The sequence below is a fragment of the Streptomyces sp. NBC_00045 genome, assembly GCF_045041095.1.
In the GTDB taxonomy this organism is placed as follows: domain Bacteria; phylum Actinomycetota; class Actinomycetes; order Streptomycetales; family Streptomycetaceae; genus Streptomyces.
Map to the genome: position 1 here is coordinate 5863996 of NZ_CP108271.1, position 15222 is coordinate 5879217.

At 73.9% G+C, this 15222-nt stretch carries 14 protein-coding genes; 9 read left to right on the forward strand and 5 right to left on the reverse strand.

Annotated elements, in window-relative coordinates; translation table 11 throughout:
- Window positions 1-10: 10 nt before the first annotated feature.
- The 5 genes from rimO to OHA65_RS27600 all read left to right on the forward strand — a co-directional run bounded on the left by rimO (window position 11) and on the right by OHA65_RS27600 (window position 3751).
- On the forward strand, window positions 11-1495 hold the full coding sequence (gene rimO / locus OHA65_RS27580; RefSeq protein WP_328763925.1) for a 30S ribosomal protein S12 methylthiotransferase RimO: 1485 nt from the start codon (window positions 11-13) through the stop codon (window positions 1493-1495).
- Window positions 1492-2148: a CDP-diacylglycerol--glycerol-3-phosphate 3-phosphatidyltransferase gene (pgsA, locus tag OHA65_RS27585; RefSeq protein ID WP_327278870.1), complete on the forward strand. Its 657-nt coding sequence runs from the start codon at window positions 1492-1494 to the stop codon at window positions 2146-2148. The genes rimO and pgsA overlap by 4 nt, the downstream gene beginning before the upstream one ends.
- Window positions 2149-2234: 86 nt before the next feature.
- Window positions 2235-2735 (forward strand): nicotinamide-nucleotide amidohydrolase family protein, encoded by a 501-nt coding sequence (locus tag OHA65_RS27590; protein ID WP_327278871.1) that lies wholly within the window; start codon window positions 2235-2237, stop codon window positions 2733-2735.
- Window positions 2736-2844: 109 nt separating this feature from the next.
- A complete protein-coding gene (locus tag OHA65_RS27595) occupies window positions 2845-3225 on the forward strand; it encodes a helix-turn-helix domain-containing protein (RefSeq protein ID WP_030301503.1) in 381 nt (126 codons plus the stop codon).
- 211 nt (window positions 3226-3436) lie between these two features.
- The gene (locus OHA65_RS27600; RefSeq protein ID WP_405762596.1) at window positions 3437-3751 is read left to right on the forward strand and encodes a hypothetical protein; all 315 of its coding nucleotides are present in this window, start codon (window positions 3437-3439) and stop codon (window positions 3749-3751) included.
- On the opposite strand, the gene OHA65_RS27605 is transcribed toward OHA65_RS27600, so the two are convergent.
- The 4 genes from OHA65_RS27605 to OHA65_RS27620 form a co-directional block, all read right to left on the reverse strand.
- Entirely contained in the window at window positions 3699-4469 is a 771-nt protein-coding gene (locus OHA65_RS27605) for an SDR family NAD(P)-dependent oxidoreductase (protein WP_405762598.1), read from the reverse strand. The genes OHA65_RS27600 and OHA65_RS27605 overlap by 53 nt on opposite strands.
- A 46-nt stretch (window positions 4470-4515) precedes the next feature.
- A complete protein-coding gene (locus OHA65_RS27610) occupies window positions 4516-5316 on the reverse strand; it encodes a DNA-formamidopyrimidine glycosylase family protein (protein WP_327278873.1) in 801 nt (266 codons plus the stop codon).
- Between the two features lie 113 nt (window positions 5317-5429).
- On the reverse strand, window positions 5430-6137 hold the full coding sequence (locus tag OHA65_RS27615) for a hypothetical protein (protein ID WP_327278874.1): 708 nt from the start codon (window positions 6135-6137) through the stop codon (window positions 5430-5432).
- 170 nt (window positions 6138-6307) lie between these two features.
- Window positions 6308-10897: an ATP-dependent helicase gene (locus OHA65_RS27620; RefSeq protein ID WP_405757026.1), complete on the reverse strand. Its 4590-nt coding sequence runs from the start codon at window positions 10895-10897 to the stop codon at window positions 6308-6310.
- Window positions 10898-10977: 80 nt separating this feature from the next.
- On the opposite strand from OHA65_RS27620, the gene OHA65_RS27625 reads away from it, so the two are divergent.
- From OHA65_RS27625 to OHA65_RS27640, 4 genes are all read left to right on the forward strand, one after another.
- A complete protein-coding gene (locus OHA65_RS27625; protein ID WP_327278876.1) occupies window positions 10978-11805 on the forward strand; it encodes an AraC family transcriptional regulator in 828 nt (275 codons plus the stop codon).
- Window positions 11806-11815: 10 nt separating this feature from the next.
- A complete protein-coding gene (locus OHA65_RS27630; RefSeq protein WP_405762600.1) occupies window positions 11816-13075 on the forward strand; it encodes a DUF2716 domain-containing protein in 1260 nt (419 codons plus the stop codon).
- A gap of 91 nt (window positions 13076-13166) precedes the next feature.
- Window positions 13167-13865 (forward strand): AzlC family ABC transporter permease, encoded by a 699-nt coding sequence (locus OHA65_RS27635; RefSeq protein WP_329316434.1) that lies wholly within the window; start codon window positions 13167-13169, stop codon window positions 13863-13865.
- Complete coding sequence (locus tag OHA65_RS27640; protein ID WP_327278878.1) at window positions 13862-14170, forward strand: AzlD domain-containing protein; 309 nt, start codon at window positions 13862-13864, stop codon at window positions 14168-14170. Before OHA65_RS27635 ends, OHA65_RS27640 begins: the two co-directional genes overlap by 4 nt.
- Here OHA65_RS27640 and OHA65_RS27645 read toward each other — a convergent pair.
- Entirely contained in the window at window positions 14151-15146 is a 996-nt protein-coding gene (locus OHA65_RS27645) for a hypothetical protein (RefSeq protein ID WP_371644999.1), read from the reverse strand. The two genes, OHA65_RS27640 and OHA65_RS27645, sit on opposite strands and share 20 nt — an antisense overlap.
- Window positions 15147-15222: the final 76 nt, after the last annotated feature.

Genomic DNA, 15222 nt, shown 5'->3' on the forward strand with positions numbered 1-15222 from the left:
TCTTGAGTCCATGCCCGAACGCCGTACCGTCGCCCTTGTCACTCTTGGCTGCGCCCGTAACGAGGTGGACTCGGAGGAGCTCGCAGGCCGCTTGGCGGCGGATGGCTGGGAGCTCGTCGAGGACGCCGCCGATGCGGACGTGGCCGTCGTCAACACCTGCGGCTTCGTCGAAGCCGCCAAAAAGGACTCCGTAGACGCCCTGCTGGAAGCCAACGATCTCAAGGATCACGGCAAGACCCAGGCCGTTGTCGCCGTCGGCTGTATGGCCGAGCGCTACGGCAAGGAACTGGCCGAAGCGCTCCCCGAGGCCGACGGCGTGCTCGGCTTCGACGACTACGCCGACATCTCCGACCGCCTCCAGACCATCCTCAACGGCGGCATCCACGCCTCCCACACCCCGCGTGACCGGCGCAAGCTGCTGCCGATCAGCCCCGCGGCCCGCCAGGACGCCGAGGTGGCCCTGCCCGGCCACGCCCAGGAGCCCGAGGCCGCCCCCGCGGACCTCCCCGAGGGCCTGGCGCCCGCCTCCGGGCCGCGCGCCCCGCTGCGCCGCCGCCTGGACAAGAGCCCCGTCGCCTCGGTCAAGCTCGCCTCCGGCTGCGACCGCCGCTGCTCCTTCTGCGCCATCCCGTCCTTCCGCGGCTCCTTCATCTCCCGCCGCCCCAGCGACGTGCTGGGCGAGACGCGCTGGCTCGCCGAGCAGGGCGTCAAGGAGATCATGCTGGTCTCCGAGAACAACACCTCGTACGGCAAGGACCTCGGCGACATCCGCCTGCTGGAGACCCTGCTGCCCGAGCTGGCCGAGGTGGACGGCATCGAGCGCGTCCGCGTCAGCTACCTCCAGCCCGCCGAGATGCGGCCCGGCCTGATCGACGTACTGACCTCGACCCCCAAGGTCGTGCCGTACTTCGACCTGTCGTTCCAGCACTCGGCACCCGACGTGCTGCGCGCGATGCGCCGCTTCGGTGACACCGACCGGTTCCTGGAGCTGCTGGACACCATCCGCACCAAGGCCCCGCAGGCCGGCGTCCGGTCCAACTTCATCGTCGGGTTCCCCGGGGAGAAGGAGTCGGACTTCAAGGAGCTGGAGCGTTTCCTCACCCACGCCCGCCTCGACGCGATCGGCGTCTTCGGCTACTCCGACGAGGACGGCACCGAGGCCGTCACGTACGAGAACAAGCTGGACGAGGACACGATCGCCGAGCGGCTCGCCCACATGCAGCGGCTCGCCGAGGAGCTCACCTCGCAGCGCGCGGAGGAGCGGATCGGGGAGACCCTGGAGGTGCTCGTCGAGTCCGTGGAAACGGTCGACGAGGAGGGTGACGGTGCCTACGGGCGTGCCGCGCACCAGGCGCCCGAGACCGACGGCCAGGTCGTCTTCACGGACAGCACGGGGCTGGTGCTCGGCCGCATCGTGACGGCGAAGGTGGTCGGCACGCTGGGCGTGGACCTGGTGGCCGAGCCCCTGCACCTCGACGAGGAGGCGGCCGGATGACCGGAGTCCCGGCATCTGCGGCGGGCGGGACCGGCCGCCGGCCCGCGCCCGGCGCGAAGCTGGGGGCTGCGGCGGTCAATCAGGCCAGCCTGTGGAACATCGCCAACATCCTGACGATGATCCGGCTCGTCCTGGTGCCGGGATTCGTGTTGCTCCTCCTCGCCGACGGCGGGTACGACCCGGTGTGGCGGGCGCTGGCCTGGGCCGCGTTCGCCGTCGCCATGATCACGGACATCTTCGACGGGCACCTGGCCCGTACGTACAACCTGGTCACGGACTTCGGGAAGATCGCCGACCCCATCGCCGACAAGGCGATCATGGGGTCGGCGTTGATCTGTCTCTCCTGGCTGGGCGACCTGCCCTGGTGGGTGACCGGCGTGATCCTCGGACGGGAACTCGGGATCACGCTCATGCGTTTCTGGGTCATCAGGTACGGAGTGATTCCCGCCAGCCGCGGCGGCAAGATGAAGACCCTGGCCCAGGGCACGGCGGTGGGCATGTACGTGCTCGCACTGACCGGTCCGCTGGCGACCTTGCGCTTTTGGATGATGGCGGTCGCCGTCGTGCTGACCGTGGTCACCGGTTTGGATTACATTCGCGAGGCCGTGGTGCTACGGCGCAAGGGGCTGGCCGCGGAGCAGGCCGCAAGGTGACAAACGCGGTGGGGGAATCTGCGGTGGCCGGTGGGGCGTCTTCGGGCGCCGCGGAAGCTCCCGCGGAGACCGGGGACACCGCCACGGTGGTCGCGGAGGTGCTGCGCCTCCTCGCGGAGAGTGACCAGACGCTCGCGGTCGCCGAGTCTCTGACGGGCGGGATGGTGGCCGCCGAAATCACGGGCGTCGCCGGAGCCTCCCGGTCCTTCCGCGGCTCGGTCACCGCGTACGCCACCGAGCTCAAGCACCGCATCCTGGGGGTGGACGCCGGGCTGCTGGCTGCCGAAGGAGCGGTGAACTCCCAGGTCGCGGCCGACATGGCGGCCGGCGTGCGGCGCGTGCTGGGGGCATCGTGGGGGATCGCGACCACCGGGGTGGCCGGTCCGGACCCACAGGACGGGCAGCCGGTGGGCACCGTTTTCATCGCCGTTGCGGGTCCGGCGGGCAGGAAAACCGTCCCGCTGAGGTTGAACGGCTCCCGGGCGGAAATCCGTAGGGAGAGTGCACGGACAGTGCTCGAACTGCTCTTGAGCGAACTGCGCGAGAATGCGCGGGGGCAGGATACGGAACAGAACGGGGGGATTTGATGTTTGCAGCCCTGAGTGAACACGACATAGCTCCCCGCACGGCCGCGGCGCGAGGCGGTACGGTGGGGCGTGAAGGATGCGGCTACACGGTCAGAGGAGGGAGCCACCGATGATTCTGCTCCGTCGCCTGCTGGGTGACGTGCTGCGTCGGCAGCGCCAGCGCCAGGGCCGTACTCTGCGCGAAGTCTCCTCGTCCGCCCGAGTTTCTCTCGGCTATCTTTCCGAGGTGGAGCGGGGGCAGAAGGAGGCATCCTCCGAGCTGCTCTCCGCGATCTGCGACGCGTTGGACGTACGGATGTCCGAGCTGATGCGCGAAGTCAGCGACGAGCTGTCGCTGGCTGAGCTGGCGCAGTCGGCCGCGGCAAGCGAACCGGTGACGGTGCCGGTCCGCCCGATGCTCAATTCGGTCTCCGTGACTTCGGTCGCGGGCGGCCCGGAGCGGGTGACCATCAAGGCGCCTGCGGAAGCGGTGAATGTCGTAGCCGCGTGAGTTCGATGCGCGCGCTGTGAAGAAATGAGCGTGGCCGGAGCCCCGGTCGGTGTGTGATGCACCGGCCGGGGCTCCGTGCCGTTCCGGCTGTCGTACCGGGCACCGTTCTGGGTGCGCGGCACGAGGGCTTGCGGGAGGATGGGACGCGTCCGGATCGCGGCCCTGATCCCGGGAGGAAGCCGTGCGGCGGTTACTACACATACCCCCGGTCGTGACCCTCGTGCTGGCGCTCGGAGTGCTGTGGTGGTGGGCGGTGCTGAGGCTGGCGCTCGCGCCCGGCGATGCGGGGCCGGTCGAGGGCGCGGTGGCCGTGGGCGGCTGGGGTTTGGGGCTGCTGCCGGTGCACTGCACGCCCGGGCCCGTACGCAGGGCCCGGCGGGCGGCGGCGGCCGAGGGGACGGCGGCCGGTGGGGTGGCGGCCGACGGGGTGACTGCCAACGGGGTGGTCGACGGGGTGGCCACCGACGGGGTGGCTACCAGGGCATCGACACTCCGCCGTTCGGGCGGAGGATCTGGCCCGTCATGAAGGACGAGGCGTCCGAGGCGAGGTAGAGCACGGCCTGCGCGATGTCCTCGGGCTCGCCGACCCGGCGCAGGGGAGACATCCGGACCATCGCGGCCTCGGTCTGTTCCTGGACCTCGGGGCTGTGCCGGTCGGTCATGGGGGTGCGGATCCAGCCCGGGGCGACGGCGTTGACGCGGATGCCGTGGGGGCCGGCCTCGGTGGCGAGGGTCTTGGTGAGCTGGACGACGGCGGCCTTGGCGGCGCTGTAGCAGAGCAGACCCGGCTGGGCGGCGTCCACGGCTCCCGAGGCCATGGTGATGATCGAGCCGGGGCGGCCGGCCGCGATCATGGCGCGGGCGGCCTCCTGGCAGGTGCGCAGGACACCCTTGAAGTTGATCTCCAGAACGCGGTCGAGGTCCTCGTCGGCTGTCTCCAGGACGCTGCTGGTGTGCATGATCCCGGCGATGGCGGCGGTGATGTCGAGCGGTCCGGCGGCTGCGACGGCGGCGCGCAGGGCGGCGCGGTCGGTGACGTCGAGGGGGTGGATGGTGGCGGATCCGCCGGCCTTGGCGACGAGCTCCGCGGTCTCGGCGAGCCCCGGCTCGTCGCGGTCCGCGCAGTGCACGGCGGCGCCGGCCCCGGCGAGGAGGACGGCGGTGGCGCGGCCTATGCCACTCGCTGCGCCGGTGATCAGGGCGGCCTTGCCGGTGAGGTCGTACGGGGTTCTGGATGTGGGCATGCCGGGACGGTACGACCAGATCTGACGGACCGTCAACAGTGGGGGATTAGCCGGGCGTCGGGCCGGATTGGCAGCGGGGGCACCAGTAGGTCGGGCGGTCGTCCTGCGGGGCCTGGCGGACCGGGGTGCCGCAGCGCAGGCAGGGGCGGCGGGCGCGCCCGTACACGAACAGCTCCTGGCCGCGGTGGCGGCTGCCGGTGGTGTTGCGGATCCCGCTGTCGCCGGTGTTGGCGCGCAGGAGGCGGTGGGCGGCTCCGGCCAGGCGGACGGCGGTGGTGGCGGGGTCGGGGAGGTCGCCGACCGGGGTCCAGGGGGTGACCTGGGCCAGGTAGCAGAGCTCGCTCTTGTAGATGTTGCCGATGCCGGCCAGGTTGCGCTGGTCGAGCAGGGCCTCGCCGAGGGGGCGCCCGGGGGTGGCGAGGAGGTTGGCGGCGGCCCGGTCCGCGTCCCAGTCCGGGCCGAGGAGATCGGGGCCCAGGTGACCGACGGCGCGGCTCTCCTCGGCGGTGCGCAGCAGTTCGACGACGGGGAGGCGGTAGCCGACGGCCGTGTGCCCGGCGGTGCCGAGGACGGCGCGGATCTCATGGTCGGGGCCGCCGTTCCATTTCCCGTGCACGGAGAAGATGCGCCAGGTGCCGTCCATGCCGAGGTGGGTGTGGAGGGTGAGGCCGCCTTCGAAACGGGCGAGGAGGTGTTTGCCGCGCGGGGTGACGTCCAGGGTGGTGCGGCCGGTGAGGTCGGCGGTGGCAAAGCGCGGGACGCGCAGGTCGCTGCGCGTCAGCTCGTGGCCGGCCAGGGCGGCGTGCAGCCGGGCCGCGGCGCGCCAGACGCTGTCTCCTTCGGGCATGGAGCCATTGTCGCCCCGCGACGGGCGAAGCCCCCGCCGCGCGGTGGCGCGGCGGGGGCTTCGGCCGGGACGGGGAAGGTGCGGAGGTGACCGCTACTGCTTCCGCCGGGCGACTACTTCCAGAAGAGGCCCTTGCCGTTGTTCAGCGAGTTGTAGGGGTCACCCCAGTACTCGGCGCCGACGACCTTGGTCTGGGCCGAGGGCGCCAGGGCGATCGCGCAGCCGGTCTGCGTCTGGCCGTTGGTGAAGCCCTTCGGCAGCGCGTCGTCCTTGCACTTCTCGAACTTGCCGAGGACGGAGACGCCCTGGGCCTCGGAGCCGTCCGGGAGCAGGCCCTTCATGTGGCCCACGGCGGCGAACGACAGGTCGACGGTGCCGACGTTCTTGACCGAGTAGCGGACGTAGTAGGGGATCATCCCCTTCACCTTGTCGCCCAGGTTGAGCGAGGCGAGGTCGGCCGGCTGCCCCTGCTCGACGGCGGTGACGGTGAGGGCGATGGTGCCGCCCTTGGTGTTGCCGTAGCTGAACGGTACGGTCGCCGTCTCGCCGATCTTGAAGGTCTGGCCGGGCTTCGCCTGGGCGCCCGCCGCGCCGCCCGCCGCGCCGCCGGAGGCGTCGCTGCCGCCGGTGGAGGGGCTGGCCGGGGCGGAGGGCTGTGCGGAGCCGTAGCCCTCCGGGGTGCTGGGCTGGCCGGCCGGGGCGCTCGACTGCGCGGGGCCGGCCTCCTCGTTGCCGTTCTTACAGCCGGTCAGCGTCAGGGTTCCGGCAACCGCCAGTCCGATGACGCCCGTTGCTGCTCGTCGCATACCGTTGGTGCTCACTTTTCTTCTCCCCCATGGCTGTTCACCTTGACGTGGCACCTTCACTTTCGATGCCTCCGTGGATCTTGATAGTCGAGAAAGGGCCGGCTCGGCCAGCTGAGACGGGCTTCGTGACATGCTCAATACATAAGCGGGACGTAAGTGCAATGGTCGATACCGGAATGCCGGATTCAGTTTCGTAGGCGCAGCCCTCGCGGAGTGGCATGGAATCCGGCGGTCTCCAGGTCCCGGCCCAGCGCAGAGGTCAGCGCCGGGGCCGCATTGACGCGCTCCACCGTGAGCGCCGGGAGGGTGCCGGCCCGGGACGCCGCCACGAGCGCCGCCGTGGCCGCCGCGAGCCGCGGGTCCTGCGCCGGGGGCCAGACCAGCAGCGTCTTGCCGCCCCGCTCCAGGTACAGGGTGAGCTCACCGTCGACCAGGACCACCAGCGAGCCCGCCTTGCGGCCGGGCTTGTGGGTGGCCCCGGCCGGGGGCTCGGGCCAGGGAAGGGCCGCCCCGTACGCGTTCGCCGGGTCGGCGGCCGCCAGGACCACCGCCGCCAGCGGGGGCGGGGTCCGCTCGGCCGACCGCAGCCGGTCCACCGCCCCGTCCATCGCGAACTGGGCCGCGCCCAGGCCCTCCACCACATAGCCGCGGCGGGCCTGCCCGCTGTCCTCGAAGGCCGACAGGACGCGGTAGACCGCACTGAAGCCGCCCTCCACGCCCTCGGCGGCGACCGCGCCCCGCGTGACCACGCCGTGCCGGTCCAGCAGGGTCCGGGCCAATGCGTGGGCCCGGTGGGTGGGGTCGGCCGCCTGTGCGGGCAACAACGACCAGCGGCCCGAAACCGTGGGCGGGCCCGGGCGGGACACCGGCGCGCCGAGCGTCCCGTACCGGCCGCGCGGGACGGTGCGCCGGGCCCGGTGGGCGGTGGCGCCCGCGGTCCGGCCCGAGCCGAGCAGCGAGCGCAGCGGGGACAGCGTGTCGTTGGTCAGCCGGCCCGACCAGGCCAGGTCCCAGACGACATCGGACAGTTCGAGGTCGGTGGCCTCGGACCACTTGGCGCGCACCGACTCCGCGAGCTGACGGAAGAACAGCCCGTACCCGCCCGACAGGGTGTCGAGGACCGCCTGGTGAAGGGGCGTCAGCTCCAGCGGGTGCGGCGGCGGCAGCAGTAGCGGAGCCGCGTCCGCCAGGTACAGCGAGACCCAGCCGTCCTTGCCCGGGAGGGCCCCGGCGCCCGCCCAGACCACCTCCCCCGTGGTGGTCAGCTCGTCCAGCAGGGTCGGCGAGTAGCCCGCCACCCGCGAGGGGAGGATCAGCCGCTCCAGCGCCGAGGCGGGCACCGGGGCACCCTGGAGCTGCTCGACGGCCCGGGCCAGACCGTCGATGCCGCGCAGGGCGCCGCCCAGGTGCTGCCACTGCGGCAGGAACGTGGCCAGGGAGGTCGGCGGGACCGGCTCCAGCTCCTGGCGCAACGCGGCCAGGGAGCGGCGGCGCAGCCTGCGCAGCACGGCCGCGTCGCACCACTCCTGGCCGATGCCGGCCGGATGGAACTCGCCCTGCACCACCCGCCCCGCCGCCGCGAGCCGGTGCAGGGCGCCCTCGGTCACCGCCGTGCCCAGGCCGAAGCGGGCGGCGACGGCGGCCGTGGTGAACGGCCCGTGGGTACGGGCGTACCGGGCCATGAGGTCGCCGAGGGGGTCCTTGACCGGCTCGGTGAACGCCTCCGGGACGCCGACCGGGAGCGCCGTACCCAGCGCGTCGCGCAGCCGGCCCGCATCCTCGATCGCCGCCCAGTGGTCCGCTCCGCCGATCCGGACCGCGATGGCCCGGCGGGCCTCGGCCAGGGCCTTCGGCCAGGCCGGGTCGGCGCCCCGCTCGGCCAGTTCGGCGCCGGTCAGCGGGCCGAGCAGACGCAACAGGTCGGCGACGGACTCGGCGTCCTTGGCCCGCCGGTCCTCCGTCAGCCACTGGAGCTCCCGCTCCAGTTCCTCCAGCACTTGCGCATCGAGCAGTTCGCGCAGCTCCGCCTGGCCGAGCAGCTCCGCCAACAGGCGGGAGTCCAACGAGAGCGCGGCCGCCCTGCGCTCGGCGAGCGGCGAGTCCCCCTCGTACAGGAACTGGGCGACGTACCCGAAGAGCAGCGACCGGGCGAAGGGCGACGGTTCCGCGGTGGTGACCTCGACCAGGCGGACCCGGCGCGCCTCGATGTCCCCCATCAGCTCCGTCAGACCCGGCACGTCGAACACGTCCTGGAGGCATTCCCGTACGGCTTCCAGCACGATCGGGAACGAACCGAACTCCGAAGCCACCTGGAGCAGCTGGGAGGCCCGCTGGCGCTGCTGCCACAACGGAGTGCGCTTGCCGGGACTGCGGCGCGGCAGCAGCAGGGCGCGCGCCGCGCACTCGCGGAACCGGGAGGCGAACAGTGCGGAGCCGCCCACCTGGTCGGTGACGATCTGGTTGATCTCCCCGTGCTCGAAGGCTACGTCGGCGGCGCCCAGCGGGGCCTGCTCGTCGTCGAACTCGAAGGCGTGCGGGTTCGCCGGATCGTGGTCGAGCAGGTCCATGGACAGCAGGTCCGCATCCGGGAGGCGGAGCACGATCCCGTCGTCCGCATGCATGACCTGCGCGTCCATCCCGTACCGCTCGGCGAGGCGGGCGCCGAGGGCCAGCGCCCAGGGGGCGTGCACCTGGGCGCCGAACGGGGAGTGGACCACGACCCGCCAGTCGCCGAGCTCGTCACGGAACCGCTCGACCACGATGGTCCGGTCGTCCGGGACGTGGCCGCAGGCTTCGCGCTGCTCCGCGAGGTACGCCAGCACGTTCTCCGCGGCCCAGGCGTCGAGGCCGGCCGCCACCAGGCGCAGCCGGGCGTCCTCCTCGGTCAGGCCGCCGAGCTCGCGCAGGAACGCGCCGACCGCACGGCCCAGTTCGAGGGGGCGGCCCAGCTGGTCGCCCTTCCAGAACGGCAGCCGGCCGGGAACCCCGGGCGCGGGGGAGACCAGCACCCGGTCGCGGGTGATGTCCTCGATCCGCCAGGAGGTGGTGCCCAGCGTGAACACGTCCCCCACACGGGACTCGTAGACCATCTCCTCGTCGAGCTCGCCGACCCGGCCCCCGCCCTTCTTCGGGTCCGCGCCCGCGAGGAACACCCCGAACAGCCCGCGGTCGGGGATGGTGCCGCCGGAGGTGACCGCGAGCCGCTGCGCCCCCGGCCGGCCGGTGACCGTCCCCGCCACCCGGTCCCACACCACCCGCGGTCTGAGCTCCGCGAACGCGTCGGACGGGTAGCGGCCCGCCAGCATGTCCAGGACCGCGGTGAACGCCGACTCCGGCAACGCCGCGAACGGCGCCGCCCGCCGCACCAGCGCCAGCAGCTCGTCCAGCTGCCAGGTGTCCATCGCGGTCATCGCCACCAGCTGCTGCGCGAGCACGTCCAGCGGATTCGACGGGATGCGCAGCGACTCGATCGACCCGGTGCGCATCCGCTCGGTGACCACGGCCGCCTGGACCAGGTCCCCGCGGTACTTGGGGAACACGACGCCCGTCGAGACCGCGCCCACTTGGTGCCCGGCCCGGCCCACGCGCTGGAGCCCCGAGGCCACCGACGGCGGCGACTCCACCTGCACCACCAGGTCCACGGCGCCCATGTCGATGCCCAGTTCCAGACTGGAGGTCGCGACCACGGCGGGCAGCCGGCCCGCCTTCAGGTCCTCCTCCACCAGCGCCCGCTGCTCCTTGGAGACCGAGCCGTGGTGCGCCCGCGCCAGCAGCGCCGGGGCGCCCCGGGCCGCCCCCGACTGGGCCATGACCTCCGCCGGGGGCGAGCCCTCGGGCAGCTCCTCGCCCACGGCGCGCTCGTACGCGATCTCGTTCAGCCGGTTGCACAGCCGCTCGGCGAGGCGGCGGGAGTTGGCGAACACGATCGTCGAACGGTGCGCCTGGACCAGATCCGCGATCCGCTCCTCCACGTGCGGCCAGATCGACGGCTTGTCCCCGCCGTCCTTGCCCTCCGTCGCCGGCGAGCCGCCCAACTCGCCCATGTCCTGCACCGGGACGACCACCGACAGGTCGAACTCCTTCGACGAAGGCGGCTGGACGATCTCCACCTTGCCGCGCGGCGCGAGGTAGCGGGCCACCTCGTCCACCGGCCGGACCGTCGCCGACAGGCCGATCCGGCGCGCCGGGCGGGGCAGAAGCTCGTCCAGCCGCTCCAGCGACAGGGCCAGGTGCGCGCCGCGCTTGGTCCCCGCCACCGCGTGCACCTCGTCCAGGATCACCGTCTCGATCCCGGCGAGTGCCTCGCGCGTCGCCGACGTCAGCATCAGGAACAGCGACTCGGGCGTGGTGATCAGGATGTCCGGCGGCCGGGTGGCCAGCGCCCGCCGCTCCGCGGGCGGGGTGTCCCCGGAGCGGATCCCCACCCGCACCTCCGGCTCGGGCAGGCCCAGCCGGACCGACTCCTGGCGGATGCCGGTCAACGGACTGCGCAGGTTGCGCTCCACGTCGACCGCGAGGGCCTTCAGCGGGGACACGTACAGCACCCGGCAGCGCTTCTTCGGTTCGGCGGGCGGCGGGACCGACGCCAGCTGGTCGAGGGCGGCGAGGAACGCGGCCAGGGTCTTGCCGGAACCCGTCGGCGCCACGACGAGCACGTCGGAGCCCTCCCGGATGGCCCGCCAGGCCCCCTCTTGCGCGGACGTCGGCCGCGCGAAGGCCCCCGTGAACCAGGAGCGGGTCGCGGGGGAGAACGATTCGAGCGCAGAGCCGGCCATGCCCCCATCCTGCACCCGGGCACCGACAACGGCCCGGACCTGGGCAAACACCAGGACGGGGCGGGGCGCAGAATGGGGGCATGGCGGACGAGACGGAGTGGGCGAGGCACTGGCGGTACCCGGAACTGCCCGGCCTGGACCTGCTGCGCGCCCACTACGTGCGCCACACCTTCCCGCGGCACGCCCACGACGGGTACGTCATCGCCGCCGTCACCGGCGGCATCGAGGAAGTCGGCCTCCCCGGCGGCACCGTCCGCGCCGGACCCGGCAGCGTGGTCCTGATCAACCCCGAGGTGCCGCACACCGCGCGCGCCGGTGCTCCCGAGGGCTGGGTGTACGCCACCCTCTACCCCTCGCGGGAACTGATCGCCGAGGTGGCCGCGGACATCGGCAACCTGCGAGGCACCCCCGGCTTCACGGCCGACTCGGTCACCGACCCGCAGACCTCGCACACCATCACCGAGGTGCACCGGGCCGCCGAGGAGGGCAACGCACTGGCCGCCGACACGCTGCTGCGCGCCGCCGTGGCCCGGATGCTGACCCGGTACGCCGGGCCGCTGCCCGCCCGTACGGTCCGCAGCGCCGGTGCAGTCGACGCCGCGGCGGCCCGGGCCGTGCTCCAGGAGCGGATGGCCGAGCCGCCCTCGCTGGAACAGCTGGCCGCGGAACTGGGGACCAGCCCGTTCGCCCTGCTGCGGGCCTTCCGGGACCGGTACGGGATGCCGCCGCACACCTGGCTGACCGACGCCCGGGTCCGGCGGGCCCGCCGGCTGCTCGACGCGGGGACCGCGCCGGCCGAGGCGGCCCTCGCCGTCGGCTTCACCGACCAGCCGCACCTGAACCGGCACTTCACCCGCATCGTGGGGGTCCCCCCGGGTGCGTACCGCCGCGAGCGGGCGGGGCGTTAGGCTCCCCGCCGTGGACCGGTCGGAGCAGGCCAGGTTGTGGGCCGCGTACGCGGCGCAGGTACGGGGGCGGGTGCCCGAGTGGCCGCCGACGGGCGCCGTGATCGAGCGGGACGGGCCCCTCGTACGGACCCACTACGGCACCCACGGCACGGTCGGGCACCAGCCGCTCACGGACGTCCCGCGCGCCGAGCTGGCCGGGCTGGTGCGGCGGCAGCAGGAGGCCTTCGCGGCACGCGGCGAACCCGTCCGGTGGAACGCGTACGGGCAGGACCCGCCGGATCTGGCGCAGGAGCTGGCCGCCGCCGGGTTCACCGCGGACGCCCCCCGTTCACTGCTCGTGGCGGATCTCGCGCGGCTCGCGCCGAACCGGGACGCCGGGGCCGGTGCCGCCGACGTCCGTTCGATCGGGACGGCCGGCGGCCCGCAGGCGGACTCCTCCTGGCGGGCCTTGGCCGCCGCGAGCGGGCCGCACGCCAAGCCGCTCGCCGAGTTCGAGGCCGACCGCGGTTGGCGCTGCGACCCCGGAGACCTCTCCCTGCTGTTCGAGCAGGGGCGCGTGGTGGCCGCCGGCTGGACGGAGGTCGCCCGCGGCACCGAATTCATGCTGGTCGGCGGGGTGACCGAGCCCGCCGCGGCCGCCGCCTTCGTCCGCCACTGGACACCGCCCGGCCCGGCGGGGTACTGCGCCGCCGAGGCGGTCGGGGAGCTGCGCACGGCTCTCCTCGCGGCGGGATTCGTCGAGCTCACCACCGTCCGCACCTTCCGGCTCGACCTGGCCGTGGCCCCCGCCCGGACCCGGCCCGTCCGGGAACTCGCGGGGGCGGAGGAGGACGCGGTGTGGGACCGGCTGCGCACCGGCTTCGGCTTCCGGACCAGGGTCGTGGACATGCCCGGCTTCGCCGCGCCCGGCCCGTCCGCCACCTGGCCGCTCGGCGACCCCGAGGAGGAGCTGGTCGCCGCGCTGGACCGGATCGTCCGGCGCGGGCTGGCCGCCGTCACCCCGGCCGGTGAGCAGGTGTGGTGGCTGGACTGGCAGCACCCCTGCTACTCCGCCGACCCGCAGCGGGTCGGCGGCCCCGGGCAGCCGCAGTGGCCGGGCCGGGCGTACCCGGACGGCGACTTCCACCTCTACGTGGACCCCGACCTGCGCTTCGGCACCTTCGGCCACCCCTGGGAGCACACCCTGACCGTGTTCGGCGCCGGGCTGCTGGGCGCGGTGGGGGCGGAGCTGACCGACCTGCTCGGCGGGCCGGTGCGACGCCGGGACTGAGCCCCTCACCTCGCACCTCCTCCCGCGTGCAAGAACGTACAAGACCCGGCCGCCCCGCCCTGCGTACGGTCACGGCGTGCGAGAACGTCAGATGGTGAGGCAGGAGACCCCCGGCGGGGCGGCGGAGCGGCCGCGCGGCGCCGTCATACGCGATGCGCTCGGGGTCGGGGTGGCCGTCGGGCTGTCCGGGTTCGCGTTCGGGGTGACCGCCGCCGGGGCCGGGATCAGCGTGCTCCAGGCCTGCGTCCTGAGCCTGCTGGTGTTCACCGGCGCCTCGCAGTTCGCGCTGGTCGGGGCCCTGGCCGCCGGCGGGAACCCGTTCACCGCCGCCGCCGGCGCCTTCTTCCTCGGCACGCGCAACGCCTTCTACGGGCTGCGGCTGTCCCAGCTGCTGGCCCTGCCCCGGCCCGTACGGCCGCTCGCCGCCCACTGGGTGATCGACGAGACCACCGCCGTGGCACTGGCCCAGCCCGACCGCAAGTCGGCACGGCTCGGCTTCACCGTGACCGGGCTGAGCCTGTACGTCCTGTGGAACCTGACCACCCTGCTCGGCGCCCTCGGCGCCGAAGCCCTGGGCGACACCGACGCATGGGGGCTGGACGCCGCCGGACCGGCCGTGTTCCTGGCCCTGCTCGCGCCGATGCTGAAGACCGCCACCGAGCGGGCCGTCGCCGCGCTCGCCGTCGTCCTCGGGCTGGGCCTGCTCCCCGTACTGCCCGCCGGGCTGCCGGTGCTCGTCGCCGCCCTCGCCGCCCCCGCGATCCTCTGGCTGAAGGGACGCCGCTCGTGAACGTCTGGATCGCCATCGCGCTCACCGTCGCCGGCTGCTACGCCGTCAAGCTCGCCGGGCTGCTCGTGCCCGCCGGGGCACTGGAGCGGCCGACGGTGCGCAGGCTCGCCGCGCTGCTGCCGGTCGCGCTGCTGGCCGCGCTCACCGCCCAGCAGACCTTCGGCACCGGGCAGGCCCTCGTGCTCGACGCCCGCGCTGCGGGGCTGGCCGCCGCCGGACTCGCGCTGCTGCTGCGGGCCCCGTTCCTGCTGGTCGTCGGGGCCGCCGTGGTCGTCACCGCAGGCGTCAGGGCCCTGGGCGGGTAGCCTCCGCCGGGGGATCGCCGGCCAGCGGGCGCCCGTACGCGCGCAGCGTCAGCAGCGCCTCCAGGGTGGCGATCGGACGCCGCTCCAGCGAGCTGCCCGGCGCCCATGCGAGGCGCCGCACCGGCCAGCCGCCGTCCGGCTGCTGCCCGGCGGCCAGGAAGTCCAGCGAACGCCTCAGCTCCTCGTCGGTGAACCAGCCGCGCGCCAGAGATTCCGGCCGCCGGGCCACATCGTGTGGGAAGAGCAGCTCGCCCGGGGCGCACCCCGGATACGGCGGGTACTCCCGGAGGCGGCGCGGGTCGAGCACGACGAGCCGCTGCTCGCGCACGAGCCGCCCCAGCCGGTCCGCGGCCGCCACCGCCCGCGCCCGGTCGGGGGCGCCGTCGAGGAACGCCACCGCGCTCTGGACCTCGTACGGGTTCGCGTGGCGCAGGGTCTCGACCCGCTCCCAGCAGAAGTCCGTGGCCCGGAACAGCCACGCGTGCCAGATCCGGTTGCGGTGCAGCACGCCGACCACCGGGCCCGTGGTGAGCAGCTCGCCCGGCGGGTCGTCGAGCACCGGGTGGTACGGGGCCGCCGGGTAGGCGCGCGGCGCCGGGAGGACCACCGGGAGCGCGCCGTCCGCGGTGGAAACGCGGGTCAGGTGACGGCAGAGCCGCTCGATCCGCTGCCCGGCGCAGCGGCCCAGGCTGTCCAGGACCCGCAGGGCGTGCGCCGTGTGCAGCGGCTGGCTGAGCGGGCCGCGCAGATCCGGATCGAGGGCGTGGCCGTAGCCGCCGTCGGCGTTGAGGTAGGAGCCGAGGGCGGTGTCCACTGCGTCGGGGTCCCCGCCGAGGAAGTGGAACGCGAAGCGCCGCTGCTCCAGCACCCGGGCCGTGAGCCACATGAACCGCTCGGCGCGGGCCAGCGGGGACGGAGGGGTCAGTGGAGTCGGTGCAGTCGGTGGGGCCGGCGCGCAATCTTCGTCTCCAGACATGCGTGACACCGTAGGACGCGGCGGCGCGGGGACGGAGGGCGAACAGCGCCGGTGCACTCTCCCGGGGCGGGATACT